At 43.9% G+C, this 11,958-nt stretch carries 17 protein-coding genes; 5 read left to right on the top strand and 12 right to left on the bottom strand.

What is annotated here, in order from left to right:
- Positions 1 to 35: 35 nt before the first annotated feature.
- The 5 genes from ACED48_RS18550 to ACED48_RS18530 are packed head-to-tail and all read right to left on the bottom strand — an operon-like array spanning position 36 to position 1,076.
- Positions 36 to 230: a hypothetical protein gene (locus ACED48_RS18550; protein ID WP_017055727.1), complete on the bottom strand. Its 195-nt coding sequence runs from the start codon at positions 228 to 230 to the stop codon at positions 36 to 38.
- A gap of 18 nt (positions 231 to 248) precedes the next feature.
- Complete coding sequence (locus tag ACED48_RS18545) at positions 249 to 440, bottom strand: hypothetical protein (RefSeq protein WP_017055726.1); 192 nt, start codon at positions 438 to 440, stop codon at positions 249 to 251.
- Positions 437 to 613 carry a hypothetical protein gene (locus ACED48_RS18540; protein WP_017055725.1) on the bottom strand — a complete coding sequence of 59 codons (177 nt, stop codon included), beginning with the start codon at positions 611 to 613 and terminating at the stop codon, positions 437 to 439. The genes ACED48_RS18545 and ACED48_RS18540 overlap by 4 nt, the downstream gene beginning before the upstream one ends.
- A gap of 2 nt (positions 614 to 615) precedes the next feature.
- A complete protein-coding gene (locus ACED48_RS18535) occupies positions 616 to 810 on the bottom strand; it encodes a hypothetical protein (protein WP_017055724.1) in 195 nt (64 codons plus the stop codon).
- A gap of 11 nt (positions 811 to 821) precedes the next feature.
- The gene (locus tag ACED48_RS18530; protein WP_017055723.1) at positions 822 to 1,076 is read right to left on the bottom strand and encodes a pyocin activator PrtN family protein; all 255 of its coding nucleotides are present in this window, start codon (positions 1,074 to 1,076) and stop codon (positions 822 to 824) included.
- A 134-nt stretch (positions 1,077 to 1,210) separates the two neighbouring features.
- On the opposite strand from ACED48_RS18530, the gene ACED48_RS18525 reads away from it, so the two are divergent.
- The 3 genes from ACED48_RS18525 (at position 1,211) to ACED48_RS18515 (ending at position 3,195) form a co-directional block, all read left to right on the top strand.
- Positions 1,211 to 1,816, top strand: coding sequence for a S24 family peptidase (locus tag ACED48_RS18525; RefSeq protein WP_017055722.1), 606 nt, complete (start codon positions 1,211 to 1,213; stop codon positions 1,814 to 1,816).
- A 441-nt stretch (positions 1,817 to 2,257) separates the two neighbouring features.
- Positions 2,258 to 2,716: a zinc uptake transcriptional repressor Zur gene (zur, locus tag ACED48_RS18520; protein ID WP_029626897.1), complete on the top strand. Its 459-nt coding sequence runs from the start codon at positions 2,258 to 2,260 to the stop codon at positions 2,714 to 2,716.
- Between the two features lie 17 nt (positions 2,717 to 2,733).
- Entirely contained in the window at positions 2,734 to 3,195 is a 462-nt protein-coding gene (locus tag ACED48_RS18515) for a chemotaxis protein CheX (RefSeq protein ID WP_017055720.1), read from the top strand.
- Positions 3,196 to 3,343: 148 nt separating this feature from the next.
- On the opposite strand, the gene pgi is transcribed toward ACED48_RS18515, so the two are convergent.
- Positions 3,344 to 4,996: a glucose-6-phosphate isomerase gene (gene pgi, locus ACED48_RS18510; protein ID WP_017055719.1), complete on the bottom strand. Its 1,653-nt coding sequence runs from the start codon at positions 4,994 to 4,996 to the stop codon at positions 3,344 to 3,346.
- 326 nt (positions 4,997 to 5,322) lie between these two features.
- Here pgi and ACED48_RS18505 point away from each other — a divergent pair, with 326 nt between their 5' ends.
- Complete coding sequence (locus tag ACED48_RS18505; protein ID WP_017055718.1) at positions 5,323 to 5,742, top strand: secondary thiamine-phosphate synthase enzyme YjbQ; 420 nt, start codon at positions 5,323 to 5,325, stop codon at positions 5,740 to 5,742.
- A gap of 111 nt (positions 5,743 to 5,853) precedes the next feature.
- Here ACED48_RS18505 and alr read toward each other — a convergent pair whose 3' ends face one another.
- Both alr and ACED48_RS18495 read right to left on the bottom strand, forming a co-directional pair.
- Positions 5,854 to 6,939 carry an alanine racemase gene (gene alr / locus ACED48_RS18500; RefSeq protein ID WP_017055717.1) on the bottom strand — a complete coding sequence of 362 codons (1,086 nt, stop codon included), beginning with the start codon at positions 6,937 to 6,939 and terminating at the stop codon, positions 5,854 to 5,856.
- A 6-nt stretch (positions 6,940 to 6,945) separates the two neighbouring features.
- Positions 6,946 to 8,337 (bottom strand): replicative DNA helicase, encoded by a 1,392-nt coding sequence (locus ACED48_RS18495; protein ID WP_017055716.1) that lies wholly within the window; start codon positions 8,335 to 8,337, stop codon positions 6,946 to 6,948.
- A gap of 106 nt (positions 8,338 to 8,443) precedes the next feature.
- On the opposite strand from ACED48_RS18495, the gene ACED48_RS18490 reads away from it, so the two are divergent.
- The gene (locus tag ACED48_RS18490) at positions 8,444 to 9,385 is read left to right on the top strand and encodes a DUF481 domain-containing protein (protein ID WP_077679893.1); all 942 of its coding nucleotides are present in this window, start codon (positions 8,444 to 8,446) and stop codon (positions 9,383 to 9,385) included.
- 162 nt (positions 9,386 to 9,547) lie between these two features.
- On the opposite strand, the gene rplI is transcribed toward ACED48_RS18490, so the two are convergent.
- The 4 genes from rplI to rlmB form a co-directional block, all read right to left on the bottom strand.
- Entirely contained in the window at positions 9,548 to 10,000 is a 453-nt protein-coding gene (rplI, locus tag ACED48_RS18485; RefSeq protein ID WP_017055714.1) for a 50S ribosomal protein L9, read from the bottom strand.
- Between the two features lie 38 nt (positions 10,001 to 10,038).
- Complete coding sequence (gene rpsR / locus ACED48_RS18480; RefSeq protein ID WP_000090472.1) at positions 10,039 to 10,266, bottom strand: 30S ribosomal protein S18; 228 nt, start codon at positions 10,264 to 10,266, stop codon at positions 10,039 to 10,041.
- A 132-nt stretch (positions 10,267 to 10,398) separates the two neighbouring features.
- On the bottom strand, positions 10,399 to 10,812 hold the full coding sequence (rpsF, locus tag ACED48_RS18475; RefSeq protein ID WP_004735855.1) for a 30S ribosomal protein S6: 414 nt from the start codon (positions 10,810 to 10,812) through the stop codon (positions 10,399 to 10,401).
- A 321-nt stretch (positions 10,813 to 11,133) separates the two neighbouring features.
- A complete protein-coding gene (gene rlmB / locus ACED48_RS18470; protein WP_017055713.1) occupies positions 11,134 to 11,874 on the bottom strand; it encodes a 23S rRNA (guanosine(2251)-2'-O)-methyltransferase RlmB in 741 nt (246 codons plus the stop codon).
- Positions 11,875 to 11,958: the final 84 nt, after the last annotated feature.

Genomic DNA, 11,958 nt, shown 5'->3' with positions numbered 1-11,958 from the left:
CCTGGACAACATACACAGAACGTATGCCGCCCTGGCTAACTCTTGAATTCGATAATTTCTAGTTGAACTAGAATGTGGAGTGGAATCGCTTGCTTACCAGACGCCCAACGCGACAAAGTAGCTTGTGAAGCATTAATCTTGTTACGGCGTAAAAACTCACCTTGCCAAGAGCGAGACAAACGCTTTTGCAATTCTCCCGCCGCCTTTTGTTGAACTTCGTGTTTATTCATCTTGTCACCAGTGACGGGTTATAAACGCTCTAAAGAAATGTACTTACCTGATTGGGTATCGCGCAGAGTGTTAAAAGTTAAATGACGAAATTCACAACATGCTTTTGCTAACATGTGAAACTCGCTTTCTCTGTCTTGCGGCACCCATAACGTAACCTTCTTGAGTCCTTCCTCTTTCCTTGCTGCTTCATATTTACTATTGCGGCTCATGAAACTACCTCTCGAAGCCTAATAATTTGAAGCTTTAGCGCACGCTTATATTCCGCCTGCCCTTTGGAGCTGAAGCGGTAATCTTTACCGCCTCGTTGCTTTGAGCTATAGCCATTTGGAAAGTGCTTGGCTTTTAGGTTTGCAAGAATTTCAAGCCCCTTTGTTGTTGGCATGTCTATTCCTCCAAGCTTTCCAATAAACTTGCTGCTTCGACCAACTGCTTATAAATCGGAGATAAAAATTCAAACTCAGGTGAGGACGGGCTTAACCAAGACAAACGGCCTTTAACTATCGTTAAAAGCTCTTTGGCTTCACTCGAATGAGAAAGGTCTACGCTAACGCTGTGAATCGGAGTCGTTACATTATTCATGTTCAATCCTCTTACCCGTTTACTGATAGCCAATCTTGCGTGGCTTCTGAGTGACGCTTATCAATGTAAGCAGCTAGGTCTTCTATCTTGATTAACGACGGGCTGCGCTCTGAATCACGCAACTTGAAGGTAGGAACGGGAAAGTCACAAGCTTTCGCTCTTTGCTCTGCCGTCTTAGGGGTGATACCAAAAAACTCTTGGCTGATTTGTTTTAGTTCTACGGTTGGATTTTCAAACCTAGCGAGTAGTGCAAATTTTGTGTTCATACTTCCTCCGTGTAGTACACTTGAAGTCATTCGAGGAAACTTAAATATCCCTCAAACCTCCCTAATCATTTCATGGGGAATTATTGAGGATCTAATTTCAATTAGCAACCCCAAATGTACACGGAGATTTCTTAATGGGAACTTTTGAGGAACAATTAAAGGAACTTAAAGAACTTACTAACACGTCTAAGAATGTTGATTTAGCAAGAGTTTTAGGGAAGTCACCTAAGACCATTTCCAACTGGAAACACCGTGATCACATCCCCGAAGATATTTTCTTAAAAGCGAAAGAGATCGCAAAAACAGGCTCAATTGCACCAAAAGGTTATTTGGAATTGAAGTTCTTCGATATTGAGGTGAGTGCTGGACAAGGTACGCTTGTTGAAAAAGAAGAAGAATCTAGCGCAATGGTTTTCAGTGAGCGATTCATTAGGCAAGAGCTTGGCTTTAACCCAAACAACATTTTCTTAATGCCTGTTCGTGGTGACAGCATGATCCCTACTCTCAAAAATCAAAGCATCGTAATGGTGAACCGAGTTGATGGTTTTTCTACTGACGGGATTTACGTATTCAGATATGACAATCGACTAATGGTGAAAAGACTTCAATTTTTACCAAACGGTATCAAGGTAGTCAGTGACAATAGTGCGTATGAAGCATGGGAACTAGGCAAAGAAGAGATTAAAAGTGCCGACTTCGAGATCATCGGTGAGGTGGTTTGGACAGGACAAAGAATGTAACGCGTAGAAGCATTTATTGAGTGCGGTACTCCTATAGTACCCCTCAAACTAGCTCAGCCCTTGCTAAGGCTGCTTAATCAATCCAATCGAGCATTGGAGCGACAGACAACTTACATGAGTGTGTCATGGCAAAGTAACCTGATAGCGAGTCAAAAAATCTGCTGGAACACCCAGCAAAAAGCAAAGTCGGCTATTGTAAATGCTATGTCCTAATTGTGCTATATGAACTTTACTTCACACTTTCTTATTTAAACCTATTCACCAGGCCTCTAATTCAGCCTCACTAATCAGTTATACCTTGAGTCACACAGTCATTTTGAGTTACCTTGTCTTATTCAAAGTCGTGGGTCACAATACGCTCTGTACCTGACTTTAATAGAAATCATTGGCTCCCAAGTAAAGTTATCTAGAAATAGAATTTGAACAGGAATGTCCGATTGAATGGTGAAAAATTTGGACCACACATTAATAGAGCAAGTTGAAGGGCTATGCGCATCTCGAGGAGTTAGATTAACTCCGCAAAGAAAGCGAGTGTTTGAGCTCATCCTCTCTAATAAAAAAGCCTCCAGTGCATACGAATTGTTAGAGCAATTAAAGGTGAGCGAACCACAAGCCAAACCGCCCACAGTTTACCGCGCTTTAGATTTTTTGTTGGAACAAGGTTTCATTCACCGAGTTGAGTCTACCAATAGCTTTATATGTTGTTGCTCTTGTAATGCCAACAAGCATTTCTCACAGCTATTAATCTGCGACAAATGTGGCACTGTGATTGAGCTACAAGACGATGCTCTTATCAATCAACTCGCTAATAACGCTGAGAAGCATGGCTTTCAATTAACGAATCACGTTATTGAATCTCATGGCATTTGCCAAACTTGCTCCTCTGATATGAAACAATAAGATTATAGAAGAACATTATGCGCGCTGAATTTGTAAACCCGTTTTTAGCTTCTCTAATGAATGTACTAAAAACGATGGCTTCTCTAGAATTGAAACCACAAAAGCCAAGAGTTAAAAAAGATGAAATCGCTCGTGGTGATGTCTCTGGTTTAATCGGTATGGTTGGCCCACAATCTCGAGGCTCAATGTCGATCACCTTTGATGAAGGCCTTGCCCTAGAAATCATGGAAAACATGTTGGGTGAACGACCAAACGGCCTAAATGAAGAAGTAACCGATATGGTCGGTGAAATCACTAATATGGTTACGGGCGGCGCAAAACGAATTCTTGCAGAAAGCGGCTTCGACTTCGACATGGCAACGCCAATCGTGGTTGCAGGTAAAGGTCATACTATTCGTCACAAATGTGAAGGCGCAATCATCATCATGCCTTTCACGTCTCAATGGGGTAATGCCTTCATCGAGATCTGTTTCGAATAGAGACAATATTTAGAAGGCTGACGCTGTATTTAAAAGGCTGACAGATATGGCAGCCTTTTTTGTTACCTGCGATTTAGCCATTGTTAGAACGACAGATACAAAAACGCCAACCCGAAGGTTGGCGTTTCTTTTTAGGCTATCAACTCAATTAAGCTTTAAGCGCTTTAAATGCGTTGATTAGGCCGTTCGTTGAGCTGTCGTGAGACGTTACTTGAGCATCGTCAGCAAGCTCTGGAAGAATTTGGTTTGCTAGTTGCTTACCAAGCTCTACACCCCATTGGTCGAAGCTGAAGATATTCCAGATAACGCCTTGAACAAAGATCTTGTGCTCGTACATCGCAATTAGGTTACCTAAAGAGCGAGGGTTGATTTGTTTAACAAGAATTGAGTTTGTTGGGCGGTTACCTTCAAATACTTTGAAAGGTACTAGCTCAGCAACTTCTTCAGCTGTTTTGCCCGCCGCTAGGAATTCAGTTTCTACTGTCTCTTTTGTCTTACCGAATGCTAGTGCTTCAGTTTGAGCAAAGAAGTTAGACATCAACTTCTGATGGTGATCAGAGGCTGGATTGTGGCTGATAGCAGGCGCGATAAAGTCTGATGGGATCAGCTTAGTGCCTTGGTGTATCAGTTGGTAGAACGCGTGCTGGCCGTTTGTACCCGGTTCACCCCAGATGATAGGACCTGTTTGGTACTCTACCGGGTTGCCTTCGCGGTCTACAAACTTACCGTTCGATTCCATGTTACCTTGCTGGAAGTAAGCAGCAAAACGGTGCATGTATTGATCGTAAGGTAGGATAGCTTCTGACTCAGCGCCGTGGAAGTTGTTGTACCAAATACCGATAAGAGCAAGGATGACTGGAATGTTACTTTCAAACTCAGTTGAAGCAAAGTGGTTATCCATCTCGTGAGCACCTTCTAGTAGCTCAACGAAGTTATCGAAGCCAACAGATAGTGAGATAGAAAGACCGATTGCAGACCATAGTGAGTAACGACCACCAACCCAGTCCCAGAATTCGAACATGTTGTCAGTATCAATACCAAACTCAGCGACCGCAGTTGCGTTAGTTGATAGTGCTGCGAAGTGTTTAGCAACGTGTGCGTTGTCGCCCGCTTCAGCCAAGAACCAATCACGTGCAGAGTGTGCGTTCGTCATGGTTTCTTGAGTGGTGAATGTTTTAGATGCTACTAGGAATAGCGTTGTTTCTGGGTTCAACGGCTTAAGCGTCTCAACAATGTGAGTGCCATCTACGTTAGAAACAAAGTGCATGTTTAGACGAGTTTTGTATGGCGTTAGCGCTTCAGTCACCATGTACGGGCCAAGGTCCGAACCGCCGATACCGATGTTGACAACATCCGTGATCTCTTTACCTGTGTAACCTTTCCACTCACCAGAAACGATGCGGTGTGTGAACAGCTCCATTTTTGCTAGTACTGCGTTCACTGCTGGCATTACGTCTTTGCCATCAACCATTACTGGCTTATCACTGCGGTTACGTAGAGCAGTGTGAAGTACTGAACGACCTTCAGTCTTGTTGATTGCATCACCGCCAAACATCGCTTCAATTGCAGACTTTACTTCAGTCTCGTTTGCAAGAGCAAATAGGTGCTGCATAGTCTCAGCATCGATTAGGTTCTTAGAGTAGTCCACTAAGATGTCAGAACCGAAACGAGTAGAAAAGTTCTCGAAACGCTTTGCATCTTGAGCAAACAGCTCTTTCATATCCATATCTTGAGCTGACTCAAAATGTGCCGTTAGCGCTTTCCACGCTTGTGTTTGCGTTGGGTTGATATTTTTCAACATGGTATCTATCCCGATGTTACTGTAGGTTTTATTCTAAACGTCACTTAAGTGATGAATAGAATCCCCGGTTAGGCGAAAGTTTATATTTTTCAGTGATGACCGAACCGCATCACCACCGAAAGATTCTTTGTAATTTTTTTTCACGACGTATTATGCCGTATATGAAGAGCGGTACCTTGAGATAAATCAGGATTCGAATTCCTGATAGAAAGATCGGTACAAACTCTAGCTCTAACATAATTAAATGTGAGCGATACCTGATAAATTCAAGTTCAAAAGATAGCGTTAAACCACTTTTTTTCCAAATACATTATAAAGGATGGCGTATGTGGATTCAGAAGACTATACACCTAAATGCGCGAAAGCGTGGATTTCATCTCATTACTGATGAAATTGAACAACAGATACACGATATTGGCTCTCTATCCGTTGGTTTATTACATCTCTTTATTCAACATACCTCTGCCAGCCTCACGCTAAACGAAAACGAAGACCCAATGGTGCGTGGCGATATGGAATCGCATTTCAATAAGTTTGTTCCCGAGCGCGCGCCCTACTATAGACACACTTATGAAGGCGATGATGATATGCCTGCCCACATTAAAGCATCGACACTTGGCACCAGTGTGACAATTCCCATCACCAACGGTCGTTTAGCTTTAGGAATATGGCAGGGTATTTACTTAGGTGAACATCGAGATTGTGGTGGGAGCCGCACTGTCATTGCTACAATCCAAGGCGAATAACCGTAAGCGTTCAGCCATAAAGATCGATTGATAACCAGAGAATTACCAGTAAATAAAAAGGGTGGCACAGTTATGTGCCACCCTTAAATAATCAGAAAGGCTTGAACATCTTTACTTTACGTATTCCATTGCGACACGCGGGGTCAGCTTTGTGACCAGCTCGTAAGCAATGGTACCAATATGTTCTGCCACCTCTTCTGAAGGTAAGCCTTTCCCCCATAGCGTTGCTTCGTCACCCACTTTATCAGTAGCATCTGGGCCAAGATCAACCGTTAGCATGTCCATTGACACTCGACCTGCAATCGGTACTTTTCTACCGTTCACAAACACCGGAGTACCGTTAGGTGCAGTGCGAGGGTAACCATCACCGTAACCTATCGCGATAACCCCTACTTTAGTGTCTCGTTCACTGATCCAGTTGCCGCCATAACCAACACTTTCCCCGGTTTTAACATCACGAACAGCGATCAAGTGCGACGTCAGAGTCATCACAGGCTGAAAACCAAGCTCTTGTGCAGACTTATCTGCGAACGGTGATACGCCGTAAGAGATTATTCCAGGACGCACCCAATCTAAGTGGCTATCTGGCCAGGCTAATAAACCTGCAGAGTTCGCAAGAGAGCGTTCGCCCTCACAGCCTTCAGTCAAAGACAGGAATAATTGAGTCTGTTGCTGTGTCGTGGCTTTGTCTAACTCGTCAGCACAACCAAAGTGGCTCATATAACGCAACGGCTTAGCCACATTCGGACATTGATGCAGGCGATCAACGAAATCTTGATATTGTTCAGAACGAACCCCCAAGCGATGCATACCGCTATCGACTTTAAGCCATACCACAACAGGTGATTCTAACGCTGTGTTTTCTAAAGCGCTGAGTTGCTCTTCACAATGCACCACTGTTTGGATGTTATTGGCCACCAATACCGGTAAATCACCCGAAGAGTAAAAGCCCTCAAGTAACAGCACAGGCCGAACAATACCACCAGCACGAAGTTGTAAGGCTTCTTCAATACGAGCGACCCCGAAAGCATCAGAGTTCTTAGAGTGTTTAGCGATGTTCAATAAGCCATGCCCATAACCATTAGCCTTTACCACTGACATCACTTTACAGTTAGGTGCTTTAGACTTAATCAGTTGGAGATTGTGCTCTAATGCACCTAGGTCAATACTCGCTGTCGCTGCTTTCATATAAGTCATTAACGATTACTCATCATCAAATGCAGGGCCTGCATAGTTATCAAAACGAGAGTGTTGCCCTTGGAAGGTCAGACGCACGGAACCGATCGGACCGTTACGTTGCTTACCAAGGATAATCTCAGCGATGCCTTTTAGTGAACTGTCTGGGTTATAAACCTCATCACGATAGATAAACATGATCAAATCGGCATCTTGCTCAATCGAACCTGATTCACGCAAATCCGAGTTTACAGGGCGCTTATCAGCACGTTGCTCTAGGGAACGGTTAAGCTGAGAAAGAGCCACAACCGGAACGTTCAATTCCTTCGCGAGCGCTTTCAATGAACGCGAAATCTCGGCGATTTCAAGAGTACGATTATCAGATAATGAAGGTACACGCATTAATTGCAGGTAATCTATCATGATCATAGAGAGACCATCATGCTCACGAGCGATACGTCGAGCACGCGAACGCACTTCTGTTGGGGTTAGGCCCGAGCTATCATCGATATACATATTCTTTTTGTCCATCAGAATACCCATACTCGATGAAATACGCGCCCAGTCTTCATCATCTAACTGACCAGTACGGATCTTAGTTTGGTCTACGCGAGAAAGTGACGCTAACATACGCATCATCAGCTGTTCTGCTGGCATCTCTAGCGAGAAGATTAAAACAGGTTTGTCTTGCTTCATCGCCGCGTTTTCACACAAGTTCATCGCAAACGTGGTTTTACCCATCGATGGACGTGCAGCGACAATAATTAAGTCAGAACCCTGTAGGCCTGCCGTCTTCTTATTGAGGTCGTTAAAACCAGTATCGACACCCGTCACACCATCTTGTGGCGTTTTATATAGAATCTCGATACGTTCTAGCGTCTTCTCTAGAATGTTATCAACGTTTTGTGGGCCTTCATTTTCGCTTGTACGACCTTCGGCAATAGCAAAAACTTTACTCTCAGCTAGATCTACTAGCTCTTCTGATGTACGCCCTTGTGGGTCATAACCCGAATCAGCAATCTCATTCGCCACACCAATCAGGCTGCGCACCAGAGCACGCTGTGCCACGATATCAGCATAAGCATTAATGTTTGCTGCACTTGGTGTATTTTTAGCAAGGTCAGCTAAGTAAGCGAAGCCACCGACATCTTCCAGTTGCTCACGCAACTCTAAATGTTCAGAGAGTGTAATAAGATCCAAAGGAGAACTTTCTTCAAGGATATCTTTTACTGCCTCAAAGATCAGACGGTGAGGACGACTATAAAAGTCCTTACTCACCACTTTTTCAGCAACCGTGTCCCAGCGCTCGTTGTCCAGTAACAAGCCGCCAATAACAGATTGCTCAGCTTCTAATGAATGTGGTGGGACTTTGATGGCATCCACCGGATCGTTGGCTGATTTCTGACTTTTGCTATCCACTATGACTACACTCAATAACTAATAATGATCGCTCATTATACCCAAGAACATTCATTTGTAATCCGATCCTACAGGTTTGTTTTATTCTTCCAGAAAAATTTACCTATTGCTGACTGAAACCACCAAGGGTAGCATTACGATCTTTCCATTAATTCACTGTATAACTGGGGTATGCGTGTCCAAATTATTGGCTCTGAGCACTGGCCTTCTGAGCACAGGTCTCTTGAGCACTCCGTTGGCTTTAGCTGATGATGCTAAACCCTCTGTTGATGCAATACTCGACTCTATAGTAGTACCAGAAGCTACCACTGAACCGCTTGTCGTTGCACCGGCACCCGAAGAAGATATGGATATCGTACCGAGTGATACAGAACTGCCTAATCCACTGAAAACCGAAGTTGAATTTGGTTACCAATCACATAATGGTAACTCAGAATCCCGCTCGCTTAATGCTCGCCTTAATGGTGAGTACACCTCCGGGCGCCATAGAACCAGTGGTGAATGGAAATACTACAACCTCTACAAAGATGGTGAAGAGGATAAAAGGCAATCGACGTACTCAGCTCAAAGCGACTACAAATTAAGCCCTAAAACCTATCTTTACGGCAGCTTTAAAGGCGTCGACTCTCGATACAGCGCGTACTTTAAAGACTACACCGTTTCGAGTGGCCTTGGTTATCAATTTTCAAATACAGAAGAGTTTATATTAGAAGTGGAAATAGGGCCTGGTTTTCGTTACCAAGAACCTAACCTTGATGAGATAGACGATGATGACATCATCTTCCCCGACATTGTTGAGGAAGCGATTTTCCGTGGCAACGTGAATACGTCATGGCAAGTTTTGCCGAACTTACAATTCAAAGCGAATGTGACTGTTGTGTCAGGACACAGCAACCTAAACTTTGATACTGAATTAGAAGCGATCAACGATATCACTGATAATATTGCGTTGAAGATCGCTCACTCTCGTCAATACCACGACAAGGTGCCTAATGGGTTGAGCAAAGAAGACTCAGTGCTGTCTGTTAACCTGTTATTCCAATTCTAATCTGAACAACTGCTTGTTCAGCAATAAGAGCATTTAGATCACCGTAAGCTTTTTACTTACCACAACCCTTCCTTATATTTCCTATATCCCAGACATAAAAAAACACCAGCCGTAGCTGGTGTTTAAAACTTTCAAAAGAAAGAATTCGTCTTGGTACTGAAATTACTCAGCTGCAACGATAGTGATTTTCGCAGTAGCAAAAACTTCAGATTGAAGTTGGATGCTTACTTCGAATTCACCAATGTTACGTAGAGCGCCTTCAGGTAGGCGTACTTCGCTCTTAGCTACTGCAACACCTGCCGCTGTAATAGCGTCAGCGATGTCACGAGTACCGATAGAACCGAATAGTTTACCTTCGTCACCAGCTTTAGAAGCGATTGTAACGCCTTCTAGAGTGTTAACTTTCTCAGCGCGAGCTTGAGCAGCAGCTAGTTGCTCAGCAACTTTAGCTTCTAGTTCAGCACGGCGAGTTTCGAACATAGCAACGTTGTCTTTAGTTGCCATAACTGCTTTACCCTGTGGGATAAGGAAGTTACGAGCGTAACCAGATTTAACGTTTACTTGGTCGCCAAGGCCACCTAGGTTACCGATCTTATCAAGTAGAATAACTTGCATTATCTTTGTCCTCTTAAACTATTGTTAACTATTACCGATTACTGATGCTTATCAGTGTACGGTAGTAGTGCTAGGTAGCGAGAACGCTTGATAGCGCGAGCTAGCTGACGTTGGTATTTAGCACTTGTACCAGTGATACGGCTAGGTACAATTTTACCAGCTTCAGTGATGTAGTTTTTTAGAGTTGCTACGTCTTTGTAGTCAATCTCTTGTACGCCTTCTGCAGTAAAACGGCAGAATTTACGACGACGGAAGAAACGAGCCATGGGCTATCTCCTGATCTAAATTTAATAATGCGGTATTGACACAAGCTTATAAATAAGCGTAAGCAAATGCTTGAAGTGAAAATACCTAAACGAGTTGAATAAAATTTAATGACCTAAAGGGTCAAAAAAGAATTACTCAGCAGCAGCTTCTGGCTTAGCTTCTTCTTCACGACGTGGTGCACGTTCTTCACGGTCATCACGACGAGGAGCACGCTCTGCACGCTCTTCTTTTTGCTTAAGCATGATAGATTGCTCAGTCACAGCGCCTTTTGTGCGCATGATCATGTTACGTAGAACTGCATCGTTAAAACGGAAAGCAGTTTCTAGCTCGTCCATCACTTCTTGGCCAGCTTCAACGTTCATAAGAACGTAGTGAGCTTTGTGAAGTTTGTTGATTGGGTAAGCCATTTGACGGCGGCCCCAGTCTTCTAGACGGTGGATAGTACCACCAGCTTCAGTGATTGAACCAGTGTAACGCTCGATCATGCCAGCAACTTGCTCGCTTTGATCAGGGTGAACCATGAATACGATTTCATAATGACGCATTTGGTTGCTCCTTACGGATTATTAGCTTCCACGAAAGGCTCGGTCGTCCAAGGGAAGCAAGGAACTAAAGAAAAATGACCGAGTTTTAAGGACGGCAAATATTATAGAAAGAACCCGGTATTAGCAAGCGGTATTTGGCTAATAATGAAACAGTTTTCCTTCCGCCATCTAGCCATCCAAGAAAGTGAAATATTCTCTCTCTTGAGCCAGAAAAAGAAACGCTCACCAACTCGGGTGAGCGTTAATAAATTCATAGACTTAGAATAGTTCTAATGCTTTATGTCGTAAAGCATCACTACCCCCAGTATTACTGAGTAGGCGTTATTGAGCTAAACGCTGTCTTACCGCTTCGAATAGGCAGATACCTGACGCTACAGAAACATTCAGGCTAGACACGCTGCCTGCCATTGGAATCTTAATCAAATCATCGCAAGTTTCACGCGTTAAACGGCGCATACCATCACCTTCCGCGCCCATCACTACAGCCAATGGGCCAGTTAGCTTCGCTTGGTAAATATCATGCGTTGCTTCACCCGCCGTTCCCACAAACCATACGCCCTGCTCTTGCAATGCACGCATTGTGCGAGCCAAGTTGGTTACACGTACTAGAGGAACCGTTTCAGCCGCACCACATGCTACCTTGCTTACCGTTGCCGTTAACGGCGAAGAGCGGTCTTTCGGAACGATAACCGCAGCCACACCAGCCGCATCGGCATTACGAAGGCAAGCACCTAGGTTGTGAGGGTCTGTTACGCCATCTAAAACCAACAGTAATGGCTGTTCATGTTGCGCTAGAATATCGTCTAGGTGCGTTTCATTAAGCGGCTTAGCAGGCTTTACCTTCGCGATAATACCTTGGTGATTCGCACCTTGTGCTTTTTCATCAAGCGGCTTACGGCCCATCTGTTGGATCGATACACCAAACTGCTGCAGTTGGTTCAGCAATGGAAGAAGACGCTCGTCTTGGCGACCTTTCAGTACATACGCTTCAATAAAACGTACTGGATCTTTTTCTAGTACGGCTTTCACCGCGTGAATACCGTAAATAAATTCGTTACTCATTATCTCAAGTTACTCATATTGCTCAGAGAAGAGTGCATCCATTCCGACACCTCCCTCTCTGTGTTGTTTATTTCGAGAGTATGC

This window comes from Vibrio sp. 5S239, from assembly GCF_041439575.1.
GTDB classification, from domain to species: Bacteria; Pseudomonadota; Gammaproteobacteria; order Enterobacterales; family Vibrionaceae; genus Vibrio; species Vibrio kanaloae.
The sequence above is the reverse complement of the archived record's forward strand: the minus strand, read 5'-3'. Positions and strand labels throughout refer to the sequence as shown.

Coding starts and splice junctions, on each gene's coding strand:
- ACED48_RS18550 (WP_017055727.1), bottom strand. CDS start 230: ATGAATAAACACGAAGTTCAACAAAAGGCGGCGGGAGAATTGCAAAAG.
- ACED48_RS18545 (WP_017055726.1), bottom strand. CDS start 440: ATGAGCCGCAATAGTAAATATGAAGCAGCAAGGAAAGAGGAAGGACTC.
- ACED48_RS18540 (WP_017055725.1), bottom strand. CDS start 613: ATGCCAACAACAAAGGGGCTTGAAATTCTTGCAAACCTAAAAGCCAAG.
- ACED48_RS18535 (WP_017055724.1), bottom strand. CDS start 810: ATGAATAATGTAACGACTCCGATTCACAGCGTTAGCGTAGACCTTTCT.
- ACED48_RS18530 (WP_017055723.1), bottom strand. CDS start 1,076: ATGAACACAAAATTTGCACTACTCGCTAGGTTTGAAAATCCAACCGTA.
- ACED48_RS18525 (WP_017055722.1), top strand. CDS start 1,211: ATGGGAACTTTTGAGGAACAATTAAAGGAACTTAAAGAACTTACTAAC.
- zur (WP_029626897.1), top strand. CDS start 2,258: ATGGTGAAAAATTTGGACCACACATTAATAGAGCAAGTTGAAGGGCTA.
- ACED48_RS18515 (WP_017055720.1), top strand. CDS start 2,734: ATGCGCGCTGAATTTGTAAACCCGTTTTTAGCTTCTCTAATGAATGTA.
- pgi (WP_017055719.1), bottom strand. CDS start 4,996: ATGTTGAAAAATATCAACCCAACGCAAACACAAGCGTGGAAAGCGCTA.
- ACED48_RS18505 (WP_017055718.1), top strand. CDS start 5,323: ATGTGGATTCAGAAGACTATACACCTAAATGCGCGAAAGCGTGGATTT.
- alr (WP_017055717.1), bottom strand. CDS start 6,939: ATGACTTATATGAAAGCAGCGACAGCGAGTATTGACCTAGGTGCATTA.
- rplI (WP_017055714.1), bottom strand. CDS start 10,000: ATGCAAGTTATTCTACTTGATAAGATCGGTAACCTAGGTGGCCTTGGC.
- rpsR (WP_000090472.1), bottom strand. CDS start 10,266: ATGGCTCGTTTCTTCCGTCGTCGTAAATTCTGCCGTTTTACTGCAGAA.
- rpsF (WP_004735855.1), bottom strand. CDS start 10,812: ATGCGTCATTATGAAATCGTATTCATGGTTCACCCTGATCAAAGCGAG.
- rlmB (WP_017055713.1), bottom strand. CDS start 11,874: ATGAGTAACGAATTTATTTACGGTATTCACGCGGTGAAAGCCGTACTA.